The organism is Pseudomonas hydrolytica (genome assembly GCF_021495345.1).
Lineage (GTDB): Bacteria > Pseudomonadota > Gammaproteobacteria > Pseudomonadales > Pseudomonadaceae > Aquipseudomonas > Aquipseudomonas hydrolytica.
Map to the genome: position 1 here is coordinate 1,015,242 of NZ_CP099397.1, position 14,358 is coordinate 1,029,599.

The following is a 14,358-nucleotide window of genomic DNA, read 5'->3' on the forward strand; positions in this document are numbered from 1 at the left end:
CACCACAAAGCTGGTGCGCACGGCGCACCCTACGATCAATCTGGCATTCAAGGCGTCCCGCGGCCTCGGCTCGCGCGATCAGCGAATAGTTCAAGCAAAGCGAATCTGACATGACCACCCGTATCCTTACCGGTATCACCACCACCGGCACGCCGCACCTGGGCAACTACGCCGGCGCCATTCGCCCGGCCATCGCGGCCAGCCGCGACCCGCAGATGGACTCGTTCTATTTCCTCGCCGACTATCACGCGCTGATCAAGTGCGACGACCCGGCGCGCATCCAGCGCTCGCGTCTGGAAATCGCCGCGACCTGGCTGGCCCTGGGCCTGGACACCGACAAGGCGACCTTCTACCGCCAGTCCGACATTCCCGAGATTCCCGAACTGTGCTGGCTGCTGACCTGTGTCGCCGGCAAGGGCCTGCTCAACCGCGCCCACGCCTACAAGGCCTCGGTAGACAAGAACCTTGAGCAGGGCGAGGACCCGGATGCCGGCGTGACCATGGGCCTGTTCAGCTACCCGGTGCTGATGGCGGCGGACATCCTGATGTTCAACGCGCAGAAGGTGCCGGTCGGTCGTGATCAGATCCAGCATGTGGAAATGGCTCGCGACATCGGCCAGCGTTTCAACCACCTGTTTGGCAAGGGCAAGGACCTGTTCGTGCTGCCCGAGGTGGTGATCGAGGAAGAGGTGGCCACGCTGCCGGGACTCGATGGACGCAAGATGAGCAAGAGCTACGACAACACCATCCCGCTGTTCGGCAGCGCCAAGCAGCTCAAGGACGCCGTGGCGCGCATCGTCACCGACTCCAGGCTGCCGGGTGAACCCAAGGACGCCGAAGGTTCGCACCTGTTCACCCTGTACCAGGCTTTCGCCACTCCGGCGCAGCAGGCCGAGTTCCGTGCCGAGCTGGAAGGCGGGCTGGCCTGGGGCGAGGCGAAGAACCGCCTGTATCAGTTGCTCGAAGACACCCTGGGCGAGGCACGCGAGCGCTACAACGCGCTGATCGCCCGGCCGGCCGATCTGGAGGACATCCTCCTCGCCGGCGCTGCCAAGGCGCGCAAGATCGCCACGCCTTTCCTCGGTGAGCTGCGCGAGGCGGTGGGCCTGCGCTCGTTCCGCGAGCAGGTGCAGGTGGCTACCGGCGAGAAGAAGAAAGCCAGCAAGAGTGCACGCTTCGTCAGCTTCCGCGACGACGACGGCAGCTTCCGCTTCCGCCTGCTGGACGCCGATGGTGAGCAACTGCTGCTGTCGAAATCCTTCGCCGATGGCAAGTCGGCCGGCATGATCAACAAGCGCCTGCAATCCGGCGAGCCGCTGGATGTGCGTGCCGAAGGCCTGGCGTTCTCGGTGTGGATCGATGGCGAGAACGTGGCCAGCAGCCCCGAATTCGCCGATGGTCAGGCGCTGGAAGCGGCCATCACCCGTCTGCGTGAGGCGCTGGCGCCGCAGGAGTGAAGTAGCCCGGATGCAATCCGGGCTACGGCCATGATTGCCAACCAACGGGGGCGTCGCTAAAGTGACGCCCCCGTTTTTACTTGCCCGGCTAACGAATCATGACCCCCTTAGAGCGTTATCAGGCCGATCTCAAACGGCCCGACTTCTTCCATGATGCGGCCCAGGAAAACGCCGTTCGTCACCTGCAGCGTCTGTACGACGACCTGATCGCGCGCGATCAGGGCAAGTCCGGCCTGATGAGCAAGCTGTTCGGCAAGAAACCGCAAGGGCCGGTCAAGGGGCTGTACTTCTGGGGCGGCGTAGGGCGCGGCAAGACCTACCTGGTCGATACCTTCTTCGATGCGCTGCCGTTCGAGCAGAAGATGCGCACCCACTTCCACCGCTTCATGAAGCGTGTGCATGAGGAGATGAAGACCCTCAAGGGTGAGAAGAACCCGTTGACCATCATCGGCAAGCGCTTCGCCGACGAGGCGCGGGTGATCTGCTTCGACGAGTTCTTCGTCAGCGACATTACCGACGCCATGATCCTGGCCACCCTGCTCGAAGAACTGTTCAAGAACGGCGTATCGCTGGTGGCCACCTCCAACATCGTGCCGGACGGCCTGTACAAGGACGGCCTGCAGCGTGCGCGCTTCCTGCCGGCCATCGCCCTGCTCAAGGAGCACACCGACATCGTCAATGTCGACAGCGGTGTGGACTATCGTCTGCGGGCGCTGGAGCAGGCCGAGCTGTTCCACTTCCCGCTGGATGCCGAGGCCGATGCCAGCCTGATGAAGAGCTTCCGCAGCCTGCTGCCGGACTGCACGCACATGGTCGAGAACGAGGCGCTGATGATCGAGAACCGCGCCATCAACGCCGTGCGGGTCTGCGAAGACGTGGCCTGGTTCGAGTTCCGCGAGCTGTGCGATGGCCCACGCAGCCAGAACGACTACATCGAGCTGGGCAAGATCTTCCATGCGGTGATCCTGGCCAATGTCGAACAGATGGGCGTGGCCAAGGAAGACATGGCGCGGCGCTTCATCAACCTGGTGGACGAGTTCTACGACCGCAACGTCAAGCTGATCATCTCCGCCGAGGTGGAGCTCAAGGACCTGTATACCGGTGGCCGCCTGAGCTTCGAATTCCAGCGCACCCTGAGCCGCCTGCTGGAAATGCAGTCGCACGAGTTCCTCTCGCGCCCGCACCGGCCCTGACAACTGCCGAACCACGAAAAAGGCGACCCGAGAGGTCGCCTTTTTTGTGTCCTGGGTGGTGCGTGCTTCACCTAGGGTGCGCCGCACGCACCAAAAGCCCCTTATCAAGGCCCTACGTCGGCGCCTGTTTGTTGGTGCGCACGGCGCACCCTACGCCGGTCACCGTTCAATTCTTCGCCAGCTTCTGCCGATACTGCGCCAGCATCTTCTGCGCGTGCGCCACTTCCAGGGCCTCCATGGCATTGATCGGCTTGATCGCTGCGGCGCGCTCGAGGTGGGTGATCACCTTGTCCTCCTGATCGTCGCCGTACACGTAGGTCAGGGCGTTGGCGTACTCGTAATGGCCGATGGGCAGGTCGTCGCGGGCCTGGAAGCTGCGCTGGAAGTACTTCTCCATGTTGTCGGCGCTGACCCCGTAGGTCATCTTGCCCACCAGCTTGCCCACCTTGCGGATCACTCCCGCTTCATAACCACCATACAGCGCCAGGGCGAACGGCTGCTGCGGCTGCTTGGCCAGCAGAGCCTTGAGCTCGTTGGGAATCTGCGTGGTATAGCCGCGCTTGAGTACCACCGGCACCGACAGTTCCTCGCCCAGGCGCGCCTTGGCGTAGACGCGGCCGAACTGCGCGACGGTATCGGCTTGCACCAGTTCGCCGGCTTCGTCGGTATAGGCAATCACTTCTTCCAGCAGGCGATGCTTCTCGGCCTGGTCCGGTACCAGGAACATGGCGTAGATGACCTGGGCGAACATGGCCGGGACCTGGCCGCCGACGCCGAGCGCCAGACCCTGTTCCTTGGCCTGGGCGAAATCGCCGCGGAACATCAGGCGCCAGACGTCCTGCAGTTTCTGGGCATAGATATCGGCCTCTTCCGGCTGGCCGGTAAAGCCGGTGCCGGCTGCCACGGTCTTCTCCAGCGCCTGCGGATGGCGGGTGGCCATGTTCACCACCCAGTCGGCGTCGGGGAAGGGATAGTCGCCGAAGCCGCGGGTCAGCTGCGGCCAGGCCTGACGCAGCTTGTCGCCGCTGTAGTCGTAGGCGCTCTGGTCGAGCGGGAAGGGTTTCCAGTTGTCGGCCGCGGCAGCGCTGAGGCTGCAGGTGGCAAGCAGGGCAATCAGTAGACGGCGCATGGCGATGAACCTGTTGTTGTTATGGTCGCCTCCCGATCATAGGGCGCTCAGGGGATGCGCCAACCTAACCAAGGGTGGGCTGGCGCTTTGCCGGCTGGCGGCGGATGCCGTCGTGCGGCGTGACGCGCTCAGCCCGGGTTGTCCTTGTGCTGAAACTGGCGGCGGTACTGGTTGGGCGACAGCTCGGTGTGCTGGCGGAACAGGCGGGCGAAGAAACTGGCGTCGTCGTAGCCGACCTCGTAGCTGATGGTCTTGATGCTCTTGCGGGTGGAGGAGAGCAGGCTCTTGGCGGTTTCGATGCGCAGGCGCTGCAGGTAGTGCAGCGGCTTGTCGCCCGTGGCGCCCTGGAAGCGGCGCATGAAGTTGCGGATGCTCATGCCGTGTTCACGGGCCACGTCCTCGAAGCGGAACTTGTCGGCGTAGTGCTCCTCCAGCCACTGCTGGATCTGCAGCACGGTGACGTCCTGATGCAGTTTCTGCCCGCCGAAACCGATGCGTCCGGGTGTGTAGCTGCGCTGCACCTCGTAGAGGATGTCGCGGGCCACGCCCTGGGCCACGCTGGCGCCGCAGTAGCGTTCGATCAGGTAGATGTAGAGGTCGCAGGCCGAGGTGACGCCGCCGGCGCAATACAGGTTGTCGGCATCGGACAGGTGCTTGTCCTGGTTGAGCAGCACCTTGGGGAAGCGCTGGGCGAATTCGCCGAAGAAGCGCCAGTAGGTGGTCGCTTCCTTGCCGTCGAGCAGGCCGGCCTCGGCCATCCAGAACACCCCGCTGGCTTCGCCGCAGATCGCCGTACCGGCCGCATGCTGGCGTCTGAGCCAGTCCAGCACCTGCGGGTAGCGGCGGCTGAGTGCATCGAAATCGTCCCAGAAGGCCGGCAGGATGATCACGTCGCAGGCTTCCAGGCTCCCATCCACGGGAACCTGCACCTTGCTGAAGCTGTTCACCGGCTGGCCATCCGGGCTGACCAGGCGAATCTCGAAGGGCGGCTCATGGCCAAGCCCCTGCTGCTTGGCGTAACGGATGCCGGCCATGTGGAAGAAGTCCTTGGCCTGCATCAGAGTGGAGGCGAACACGCCGTCGGTGGCGAGAATGCTGACGCGATGCAGAGCCGCACGCGGCGGGGAGATCACCATGATTGTTCTTCTTTTTAAAGGCTAAGTGGTCATGCTGCGGCTGGATCGTCTTATTTTTTGGCGCATGTGTCCAGTGTGACCAAGCGTTTGCTTGGCTAAAGTCGAGGCCACTTTTCACGCAGTGACAGATGCAGGTGAGGCCATGATCCCCAGAACGATATTCAGCTCCGACCATGAACTGTTTCGCGACAGCGTGCGCAAGTTTCTCGAACAGCAAGCCGTGCCCTTCCATGCGCAGTGGGAGAAGGATGGCCATGTCGATCGCGCGCTGTGGAACAAGGCAGGCGAGGCTGGCCTGCTCTGTTCGCACATTCCCGAGGAGTACGGCGGCATGGCCGCCGATTTCCTCTACAGCACCGTGGTGATCGAGGAGATCGGTCGCCTGGGGCTGACCGGCATCGGTTTCTCGCTGCACTCGGACATCGTCGCGCCCTACATCCTGCATTACGGTAGCGAGGCACAGAAGCAGCATTACCTGCCCAAGCTGGTGAGCGGCGAGATGGTCACCGCCATCGCCATGACCGAGCCGGGCGCCGGCTCCGACCTGCAGGGCGTGAAGACCACCGCGGTGCTCGATGGCGACGAATACGTGATCAATGGCTCGAAGACCTTCATTACCAACGGCTGGCTGGCCGATCTGGTGATCGTCGTGGCCAAGACCGACCCCAAGGCCGGTGCCAAGGGCACCAGCCTGTTCCTGGTGGAGGCCAACACCCCAGGTTTCTCCAAGGGCAAGCGCCTGGAGAAGGTCGGCATGAAGGCCCAGGACACCTCCGAGCTGTTCTTCCAGGACGTGCGCGTACCCAAGGAAAACCTGCTGGGCCAGGCGGGCATGGGCTTCGCCTACCTGATGCAGGAGCTGCCGCAGGAACGTCTGACCGTCGGCGTCGGCGCACTGGCCTCGGCCGAGGCGGCGCTGCAGTGGACGCTGGACTACACCCGCGAGCGCAAGGCATTCGGCAAGGTCGTGGCGGACTTCCAGAACACCCGCTTCAAGCTCGCCGAGATGGCCACCGAAATCCAGGTTGGGCGGGTATTCATCGACCGCTGCCTGGAGCTGCACCTGCAGGGCAAACTCGACGTGCCGACTGCGGCGATGCTCAAGTACTGGACCACCGATCTGCAGTGCAAGGTGCTCGACGAATGCGTGCAGCTGCACGGCGGCTACGGCTTCATGTGGGAGTATCCGATCGCACGCGCCTGGGCCGACGCGCGGGTGCAGCGCATCTATGCCGGAACCAACGAGATCATGAAGGAGATCATTTCCCGCTCGTTGGTGTGATCGGGAGCGCCCCGCGGGGCGAACTCGGACGTTGCCCCGCGGCTCCAAGGCAGAAATGTCTGGAGAACTTCATGAGCCGATTGAGCGATCTGGCCGCGTCCCCGTTCCCGGATTGGGACGGCAGCCCGGCGGCTGCCCGTGAGCTGCAGACGCACCTGGCCAGGCGAGTGCGCCTGGAGGACGACTACCCGCCGCTGCGGCGCCTGGCGGGCGTGGACGTTGGGTTCGAGGAGGGCGGCAGCATCACCCGGGCGGCCGCGGTCCTGCTCGATGCCGATACGCTGCAGCCGCTGGCCGAATGCGTGGTCCGCATTCCCACCAGCATGCCCTACGTACCTGGGCTGCTGTCCTTTCGCGAATTGCCGGCCCTGCTGCAGGCATTGGCCGGCTTGCCGCAGGAGCCGGATCTGATCTTCGTCGACGGGCACGGTATCGCCCACCCGCGCGGCTTGGGCATCGCCGCGCACCTGGGGGTGGTCAGCGGCTTTGCAACCATTGGCGTGGCCAAGAAGATCCTGACCGGGCATCACGCCGAGCTGGCCGAGACGCGTGGAGCGCGGGTCGAGCTGCTGAGCAGGAGAGGCGAGCAGATCGGCTGGGTGCTGCGCAGCAAGGATCGCGTGCGGCCGCTGATCGTTTCGCCGGGCAATCGGGTCAGTCTAGAGCGGGCGCCCGAGCTGGTGATGGCGTGCGTCAGGCGTCACCGCCTGCCTGAACCGACCCGGCTGGCCGATCGCCTGGCATCGCGACGCGATACCAGGAGCGATCAGTCCTCTCTTTTTTAGGGCGCGGGGTTGGGCTGTGCCTTGTGAATCGCCTCGATGCCGGCGAGCACTTCCTCGGACAGCTTCAGCTCGGCGCTGGCCAGGTTGCTGTCCAGTTGCTCCAGGCTGGTGGCGCCGATGATGTTGCTGGTCACGAAGGGCTGCGCGGTGACGAAAGCCAGCGCCATCTGCGCCGGATCCAGGCCATGCTCGCGGGCCAGGGCGACGTAGCGCGAACAGGCTGCTTCGGCCTGCGGGTTGGTGTAGCGGGCGAAGCGGCTGAACAGGCTGATGCGTGCACCGGCCGGGCGTGCACCGCCCTCGTATTTACCGCTGAGCATGCCGAATGCCAGCGGTGAATAGGCCAGCAGGCCGCACTGTTCGCGAATCGCCACCTCTGCCAGGCCCACCTCGAAGCTGCGGTTGAGCAGGTTGTAGGGGTTCTGGATCGATACTGCGCGTGGCCAGCCGCGGCTCTCGGCCAGTTGCAGGAACTTCATGGTGCCCCACGGCGTTTCGTTGGACAGGCCGATGTGGCGAATCTTGCCTGCCTTGACCTGCTCGTCCAGCACTTCCAGGGTTTCTTCCAGTGGCGTGAAGTCCGCGTCGCGATGCTGGTAGCCAAGCTGGCCGAAGAAATTGGTCGGGCGTTCCGGCCAGTGCAGCTGGTACAGATCGATCCAGTCAGTCTGCAGGCGCTTGAGGCTGGCATCCAGTGCGGCGACGATGTGCTCGCGGTTGAATTTGAGCTGGCCGTCGCGGATGTGGCTGATGCCGTTGCCGGGGCCTGCGATCTTGCTCGCCAGAATCCAGTCGGCGCGGTCGCCATGCCGCTTGAAGTAGCTGCCGATGATCTGCTCGGTCCTGCTGTAGGTTTCGGCGCGCGGCGGCACCGGATACATCTCGGCGGTGTCGATGAAGTTGATGCCGCTGGCCTTGGCCCGTTCGATCTGGGCGTGGCCTTCGCTCTCGCTGTTTTGCTCGCCCCAGGTCATGGTGCCCAGGCACAGTGCGCTGACATCGAGATCGGTTCGGCCTAGCTTGCGGTATTCCATGGAGCACTCCCTTGGCAAAAGAGTCATACAAGCAGGTTGAAATTTTTTTCGCAATCAGGATAATCCGGCACCTCTTTCTGCGGTGGAAGTGATGCGCCGCCTGCCGAAGAATCTTGCCGTATTGTGGACGCGCTGACCCGAGCCCCCGATAGCGTCCGTATGCGGCTGCCTTTGACTTGTCAAAGTACGCACTATCCAGTAAGATCCGCCGTCTATTTTTTGCTGGGCGGCCCCTGAGGCTATAAAGAATGAAAACTTTTACTGCTAAACCGGAAACAGTAAAACGCGATTGGTTCGTCGTTGATGCTGCTGGTCAGACCCTGGGTCGTCTGGCCACCGAAATCGCGAGCCGTCTGCGTGGCAAGCACAAGCCTGAGTACACCCCGCACGTTGACACCGGTGACTACATCGTCGTCATCAACGCCGAGCAGGTGCGTGTAACTGGTGCCAAAGCCAGCGACAAGAAGTACTACTCCCACTCCGGTTTCCCGGGCGGCATCAAAGAGATCAACTTCGAGAAGCTGATCGCTCGTGCTCCTGAGCGCGTGATCGAGACCGCGGTCAAAGGCATGCTGCCGAAGAACCCGCTGGGTCGCGACATGTACCGTAAGCTGAAGGTGTACAAGGGTGCCGCTCACCCGCACACCGCTCAGCAGCCCCAAGAACTGAAGATTTAACGGAATAGTTCATTATGTCGGCGACTCAAAACTACGGCACTGGCCGTCGCAAGACCGCAACCGCGCGCGTATTCCTGCGTCCGGGCACCGGTAACATCTCCATCAACAATCGCAGCCTGGATACCTTCTTCGGCCGCGAGACCGCTCGCATGGTCGTGCGTCAGCCGCTGGAGCTGACCGAGACCACCGAGAAGTTCGACATCTACGTTACCGTTATCGGCGGCGGTGTCAGCGGTCAGGCCGGTGCCATCCGTCACGGCATCACCCGCGCTCTGATCGAGTACGACGAGACCCTGCGCAGCCCGCTGCGTAAGGCCGGTTACGTGACTCGCGACGCCCGTGAAGTCGAGCGTAAGAAAGTTGGTCTGCGCAAGGCGCGTAAGCGTCCGCAGTACTCCAAGCGTTAATTCGCTGGCGCTTTCGAAAACGCCCAGTTTCCTTACGGAACTGGGCGTTTTTTATGGGCAAGAAGAAAAGCTGCGACAACGTGCCGCAGTCGCGCAAGCCGCGCCCGACAAGGCTTTCACCGGCCTCTTCAGGGGTAATTACCTTGTCAGAAAAGGGGCTTTTCTTTACCATTTGGCGAATTTTTTGCGCGGCCCGATTTTTACCTAGTAGAGGCCTGAACAACAGGCCACAAAGCTGATGGGAGACGACTGAATGAGCAATGACGGCGTGAATGCAGGCCGGCGTCGCTTCCTGGTTGCAGCCACCTCCGTGGTGGGTGCAGCAGGAGCGGTAGGTGCTGCGACTCCGTTCGTGGGGTCATGGTTCCCCAGTGCCAAGGCCAAGGCGGCCGGTGCACCGGTGAAGGTGAACGTCAGCAAGATCGAGGCTGGTCAGCAGATGGTTGCTGAGTGGCGCGGTCAGCCGGTGTTCATCGTGCGCCGTACCGAGGAAATCCTGGCCAACCTGAGCAAGATCGAGGGCAGCGTCGCTGACCCCGAATCTGCCGAATCGGTACAGCCAGAGTACGTCGACAAGAAGAACCGCGCGATCAAGCCTGAGCTGCTGGTTCTGGTCGGTCTGTGCACCCACCTGGGCTGTGCGCCGTCCTTCCGCCCGGAAGTGGCCCCGGCCGACCTCGGCCCGGATTGGGTTGGCGGTTATTTCTGCCCCTGCCACGGTTCGCGCTACGACCTCGCCGGTCGTGTGTACAAGGCCCAGCCTGCGCCGCTGAACCTGCCGGTTCCTCCGCATAGCTACGAGACGGATGATGTGATCATCATCGGTGTGGACCAGGAGAACGCCTGATGAGCAAATTCATGGAATGGGTGGATGCGCGTTTCCCCGCCACCAAGATGTGGGAAGACCATCTCTCCAAGTACTACGCACCGAAGAACTTCAACTTCTTCTATTTCTTCGGCTCCCTGGCGCTGCTGGTGCTGGTCAACCAGATCGTTACCGGTATCTGGCTGACCATGAGCTTCGAGCCTTCGGCCGAAGGCGCCTTCGCCTCCGTCGAATACATCATGCGTGATGTCGAGTACGGCTGGATCCTGCGCTACCTGCACTCCACCGGCGCCTCGGCGTTCTTCGTGGTGGTCTACCTGCACATGTTCCGCGGTCTGCTCTACGGTTCCTACCAGAAGCCGCGCGAGCTGGTGTGGATCTTCGGCATGCTGATCTACCTGGTGCTGATGGCCGAGGCCTTCATGGGCTACCTGCTGCCGTGGGGTCAGATGTCCTACTGGGGTGCCCAGGTGATCATCTCCCTGTTCGGTGCCATCCCGGTGATCGGCGACGACCTGACCCAGTGGATTCGTGGTGACTACCTGATCTCCGGTATCACCCTGAACCGCTTCTTCGCCCTGCACGTGATCGCTCTGCCGATCGTGCTGCTCGGCCTGGTCGTGCTGCACATCCTGGCGCTGCACGAAGTCGGCTCGAACAACCCGGACGGCGTCGACATCAAGAAGCTGAAGGACGAGAACGGTGTACCGCTGGACGGTATCGCCTTCCATCCCTACTACACCGTGAAAGATATCGTCGGCGTGGTGGTGTTCCTGTTCGTGTTCTGCTTCGTGGTGTTCTTCTTCCCGGAGATGGGTGGTTACTTCCTCGAGAAGCCGAACTTCGAAGCGGCCAACCCGTTCAAGACCCCCGAGCACATTGCGCCGGTGTGGTACTTCACCCCGTTCTACGCGATCCTGCGTGCGGTACCTGACAAGCTGCTCGGCGTAATCGCCATGGGTGCTGCCATCGCCGTGCTGTTCGTCCTGCCGTGGCTGGACCGCAGCCCGGTCAAGTCGATGCGCTACAAAGGTTGGCTGAGCAAGATCTGGCTGCTGGTTTTCTGCATCTCCTTCGTCATCCTCGGCGTACTGGGCGTGCTGGCTCCGACTCCGGGTCGTACCCTGCTGTCGCAGGTGTGCACCTTCCTGTACTTCGCGTACTTCATCCTGATGCCGTTCTACACCAGGATGGAGAAGACCAAACCGGTTCCGGAAAGGGTGACTGGCTGATGAAAAAGCTCTTCGCTGCATTTGTTTTCGCTGCGCTGCCGGCTCTGGCCATGGGCGCCTCCAGCAACTATCCGCTGGACAAGGTAGATATCGATCTGCGCGACCAGGCTGCCCTGCAGGACGGCGCGCGCACCTTCGCCAACTACTGCATGGGCTGCCATGCCGCCCAATACCAGCGTTACGAGCGTGTTGCCGATGACCTCGGCATCCCGCACGAAATCATGCTCGACAATCTGGTGTTCAACGACGCCAAGATCGGCGACCACATGAAGATCGGCATGCGCCCCGACGACGCCAAGGCCTGGTTCGGCGCGGCGCCGCCCGATCTGACCCTGGTCGCTCGCGTGCGTGGCAACGACTGGCTGTACACCTACCTGCGTACCTTCTACGACGATCCGTCCCGTCCGCTGGGGGCCAACAACAAGGTATTCCCCAACGTCGGCATGCCGAACGTGCTGGTCAGCCTGCAGGGCAAGCAGGTGATCGGTTGCAAGCAGGTTCAGGTGGTGGAGAACGGCAAGAAGCAGTTCGACCCGCTGACCGGCGCGCCGATCACCCACGAAGCCTGCGATCAGCTGACCATCGAGCCGAACACCGGCAAGCTGAGCGAGGCCGAGTTCGACGAGAAGATCAAGAACCTGGTGACCTTCCTGGCCTACTCGGCCAACCCGGTCAAGCTGAAGTCCCAGCGCATCGGTACCTACGTGCTGCTGTATCTGGCGTTCTTCTTCGTGTTCGCCTACCTGCTCAAGCGTGAGTATTGGAAGGACGTTCACTAAGTCGTTCACCTGTCGCAGAGCCTGCGCGCCCTGATGGGCGCGCAGGTTTTTGTGCCCTACCATCCTGGTGCCTGGTCCGTGAGGGCCGCCGCCAGCGACGTCAAAAATTGCCCCGGCAATTTTTCCGTGTTTCTGAATAATCAAAAAAAGCGAGGAGGATCGCCATGGCGGTGACCAATAGGTTGACCTGCTACTCCGACCCCGCCGACCACTATTCCCATCGCGTGCGTCTGGTGCTCGCCGAGAAAGGTGTCAGCGTCGAGATCGTCGATGTCGAACTGGGCCGTTGCCCGCCCAAGCTTGCGGAGATCAATCCGTACGGCAGCGTGCCGACCCTGGTCGATCGTGATCTGGCGCTGTACGAGTCGTCCGTGGTGATGGAGTATCTGGACGAGCGTTATCCGCATCCGCCGCTGTTGCCGGTCTATCCCGTGGCACGCGCCAACAGCCGTCTGCTGATGCACCGCATTCAGCGCGACTGGTGCGCACTGGTCGATCGTATTCTCGACAAGCGCAGCAAGGAGGCCGAGCGTCAGCTGGCGCGCAAGGAGCTGCGCGAGAGCCTGACCGGCGTATCGCCGTTGTTCGCGGACAAGGCATTCTTTCTCAGCGATGAGCTGAGCCTGGTGGATTGCTGTCTACTGCCTATTCTCTGGCGCCTGCCGTTGCTGGGCATCGAGCTGCCGCGACCGGCCAAGCCGCTGCTCGACTACATGGAGCGCCAGTTCGCCCGCGAGGCCTTTCAGGCCAGCCTTTCCGCTGCAGAACGCGCAATGCGCTGAGAAGGAGGATAACCATGAATTCCAGTCGTCCCTACCTGATCCGTGCTCTTTACGAATGGATAGTCGATAACGACTGCACGCCACACCTACTGGTCAATGCCGAGTTCCCCGGTGTCCAGGTTCCGTCCGGTTTCGCCAGCGACGGCCAGATCGTGCTGAACGCTTCGCCCAGTGCCGTTCGCCATCTGCATATGGATAACCAGGCCGTCAGCTTCGAGGGTCGCTTCGGTGGTGTGGCGCACAGCCTGTACATCCCGGCGGCGGCGGTGCTGGCGATCTATGCGCGGGAAAATGGCCAGGGCATGGTGTTCGACATGGAGCCGCCAATGGCCGGCGGCCCGGAAGAGTCGGGGCCGGATGACGACGGTCCGTCCGGTGGCGAACCGCCGCGTCCTAGTGGCCGGCCAAGCCTGAAGGTGGTCAAGTAAGCCGCCGCTGTGCGATCAGAACGAAAACGGGCGCCCCAGGGCGCCCGTTTTTACTTGCAGCCTGAGGGGCTGCAGCTTTCTCAGTTGGTGTACTCGAACAGGCGCACCACCTTCTGCACCCCGGAAACGCCCTGCACCACGCGAGTGGCGGAGTTGGCTTCTTCACGGGTGACCAGGCCGAGCAGGTAGACGATGCCGTTCTCGGTCACCACCTTGATCCGTGCGCTGGGCACCGTGGCGTCGGCAACCATCTGGGTCTTGATCTTGGTGGTCAGCAGCGAGTCGTTGCTGCGCGCCAGCAGCGAGGCTGGCTGCTGCACCTGCAGCTCGTTGTAGACCTTCTTGACCCCCTGCACGCGGCGAGCGGCCTGCGCGGCAGCCTCCTTCAGCTCGCTGCGCGGCGTCTGGCCGGCGAGCAGGATCACGCCGTTGTAGGCGGTCACCACGATGCGCGAGGTGGGGCTGGCCAGGTCGGCATGGGCGTTGCTGACCTGCGTGGCGACATTCGGGCCGAGGAACTGGTCGTCGATCTTGTTGCCAATGCTGCGGCTGCCACAGCCGGCAAGCGTCAGGGTAACGGCCAGGGCGGCCAGAATCAGGGCGGAACGCTTCATTCTTCACTCCCAAACAATTGACTGTCGATCAGGTCGCACAGGCAGTGGATCGTCAACAGGTGGACTTCCTGGATGCGTGCGGTGACTTTGGCTGGAACGCGGATTTCCACGTCCTCGGGCAGCAGCAGCGAGGCCATGCCGCCGCCGTCGCGACCGGTGAGGGCGACGACAGTCATCTCGCGATCATGGGCAGCTTGAATGGCCTGGATGACATTGGCCGAGTTGCCGCTGGTGGAAATCGCCAGCAGCACGTCGCCGGGTTGGCCGAGGGCGCGGATCTGTTTGGAGAACACCTCGTTGTAGCTGTAATCGTTGGCGATCGAGGTGATGGTCGAGCTGTCGGTGGTCAGGGCGATGGCCGGCAGGCTAGGCCGCTCGCGTTCGAAACGATTGAGCAGCTCGGAGGAAAAGTGCTGGGCGTCGCCTGCCGAGCCGCCGTTGCCGCAGGAGAGAATCTTGCCCTCGTTGAGCAGGGCCTGGACCATCACCAGGCTGGCATGCTCGATGTAGGGGGTCAGGACTTCCATGGCCTGCTGCTTGGTGTCGATGCTGGCTTGGAAGAGCTGGCGGATTCGGGATTGCATGTCCATCGGTTAA

Annotated in this window: 16 protein-coding genes; 11 read left to right on the plus strand and 5 right to left on the minus strand. The window is 62.7% G+C overall.

Annotated elements, in window-relative coordinates; genetic code table 11:
- Window positions 1-110 precede the first annotated feature (110 nt).
- Window positions 111-1,457 (plus strand): tryptophan--tRNA ligase, encoded by a 1,347-nt coding sequence (locus L1F06_RS04595; protein ID WP_003242934.1) that lies wholly within the window; start codon window positions 111-113, stop codon window positions 1,455-1,457.
- Window positions 1,458-1,555: 98 nt separating this feature from the next.
- Entirely contained in the window at window positions 1,556-2,650 is a 1,095-nt protein-coding gene (gene zapE, locus L1F06_RS04600) for a cell division protein ZapE (RefSeq protein ID WP_129482913.1), read from the plus strand.
- A 166-nt stretch (window positions 2,651-2,816) separates the two neighbouring features.
- Here the strand turns inward: zapE and L1F06_RS04605 are convergent, their stop codons facing one another.
- Together L1F06_RS04605 and L1F06_RS04610 are read right to left on the minus strand one after the other, a co-directional pair.
- Window positions 2,817-3,779, minus strand: a complete 963-nt coding sequence (locus L1F06_RS04605; protein WP_129482914.1) for a hypothetical protein — start codon at window positions 3,777-3,779, stop codon at window positions 2,817-2,819.
- A gap of 128 nt (window positions 3,780-3,907) precedes the next feature.
- Window positions 3,908-4,915, minus strand: a complete 1,008-nt coding sequence (locus L1F06_RS04610) for a GlxA family transcriptional regulator (RefSeq protein ID WP_003242939.1) — start codon at window positions 4,913-4,915, stop codon at window positions 3,908-3,910.
- A 142-nt stretch (window positions 4,916-5,057) separates the two neighbouring features.
- Between L1F06_RS04610 and L1F06_RS04615 the strand changes: the two genes are divergently transcribed.
- Window positions 5,058-6,197 (plus strand): acyl-CoA dehydrogenase family protein, encoded by a 1,140-nt coding sequence (locus L1F06_RS04615; RefSeq protein WP_129482915.1) that lies wholly within the window; start codon window positions 5,058-5,060, stop codon window positions 6,195-6,197.
- Between the two features lie 71 nt (window positions 6,198-6,268).
- Window positions 6,269-6,982, plus strand: a complete 714-nt coding sequence (nfi, locus tag L1F06_RS04620; RefSeq protein WP_129482916.1) for a deoxyribonuclease V — start codon at window positions 6,269-6,271, stop codon at window positions 6,980-6,982.
- On the opposite strand, the gene L1F06_RS04625 is transcribed toward nfi, so the two are convergent.
- Window positions 6,979-8,016, minus strand: a complete 1,038-nt coding sequence (locus L1F06_RS04625; protein WP_129482917.1) for an NADP(H)-dependent aldo-keto reductase — start codon at window positions 8,014-8,016, stop codon at window positions 6,979-6,981. The two genes, nfi and L1F06_RS04625, sit on opposite strands and share 4 nt — an antisense overlap.
- A 248-nt stretch (window positions 8,017-8,264) precedes the next feature.
- On the opposite strand from L1F06_RS04625, the gene rplM reads away from it, so the two are divergent.
- The 7 genes from rplM (at window position 8,265) to L1F06_RS04660 (ending at window position 13,147) form a co-directional block, all read left to right on the plus strand.
- Window positions 8,265-8,693 (plus strand): 50S ribosomal protein L13, encoded by a 429-nt coding sequence (gene rplM / locus L1F06_RS04630; RefSeq protein WP_003242947.1) that lies wholly within the window; start codon window positions 8,265-8,267, stop codon window positions 8,691-8,693.
- A gap of 14 nt (window positions 8,694-8,707) precedes the next feature.
- Complete coding sequence (gene rpsI / locus L1F06_RS04635) at window positions 8,708-9,100, plus strand: 30S ribosomal protein S9 (RefSeq protein ID WP_003242948.1); 393 nt, start codon at window positions 8,708-8,710, stop codon at window positions 9,098-9,100.
- Window positions 9,101-9,353: 253 nt separating this feature from the next.
- Entirely contained in the window at window positions 9,354-9,947 is a 594-nt protein-coding gene (gene petA, locus L1F06_RS04640) for a ubiquinol-cytochrome c reductase iron-sulfur subunit (protein ID WP_003242950.1), read from the plus strand.
- Entirely contained in the window at window positions 9,947-11,158 is a 1,212-nt protein-coding gene (locus L1F06_RS04645; RefSeq protein WP_003242952.1) for a cytochrome b, read from the plus strand. Before petA ends, L1F06_RS04645 begins: the two co-directional genes overlap by 1 nt.
- Window positions 11,158-11,937: a cytochrome c1 gene (locus tag L1F06_RS04650; protein WP_011921019.1), complete on the plus strand. Its 780-nt coding sequence runs from the start codon at window positions 11,158-11,160 to the stop codon at window positions 11,935-11,937. The genes L1F06_RS04645 and L1F06_RS04650 overlap by 1 nt, the downstream gene beginning before the upstream one ends.
- Before the next feature lie 164 nt (window positions 11,938-12,101).
- Entirely contained in the window at window positions 12,102-12,719 is a 618-nt protein-coding gene (locus L1F06_RS04655) for a glutathione S-transferase N-terminal domain-containing protein (protein ID WP_003242955.1), read from the plus strand.
- Between the two features lie 14 nt (window positions 12,720-12,733).
- A complete protein-coding gene (locus L1F06_RS04660) occupies window positions 12,734-13,147 on the plus strand; it encodes a ClpXP protease specificity-enhancing factor (RefSeq protein WP_003242957.1) in 414 nt (137 codons plus the stop codon).
- Window positions 13,148-13,227: 80 nt separating this feature from the next.
- Here L1F06_RS04660 and L1F06_RS04665 read toward each other — a convergent pair whose 3' ends face one another.
- Window positions 13,228-13,761 carry a BON domain-containing protein gene (locus L1F06_RS04665; protein WP_003242959.1) on the minus strand — a complete coding sequence of 178 codons (534 nt, stop codon included), beginning with the start codon at window positions 13,759-13,761 and terminating at the stop codon, window positions 13,228-13,230.
- On the minus strand, window positions 13,758-14,351 hold the full coding sequence (locus L1F06_RS04670; RefSeq protein WP_011921021.1) for a phosphoheptose isomerase: 594 nt from the start codon (window positions 14,349-14,351) through the stop codon (window positions 13,758-13,760). The genes L1F06_RS04665 and L1F06_RS04670 overlap by 4 nt, the downstream gene beginning before the upstream one ends.
- Window positions 14,352-14,358 lie beyond the last annotated feature (7 nt).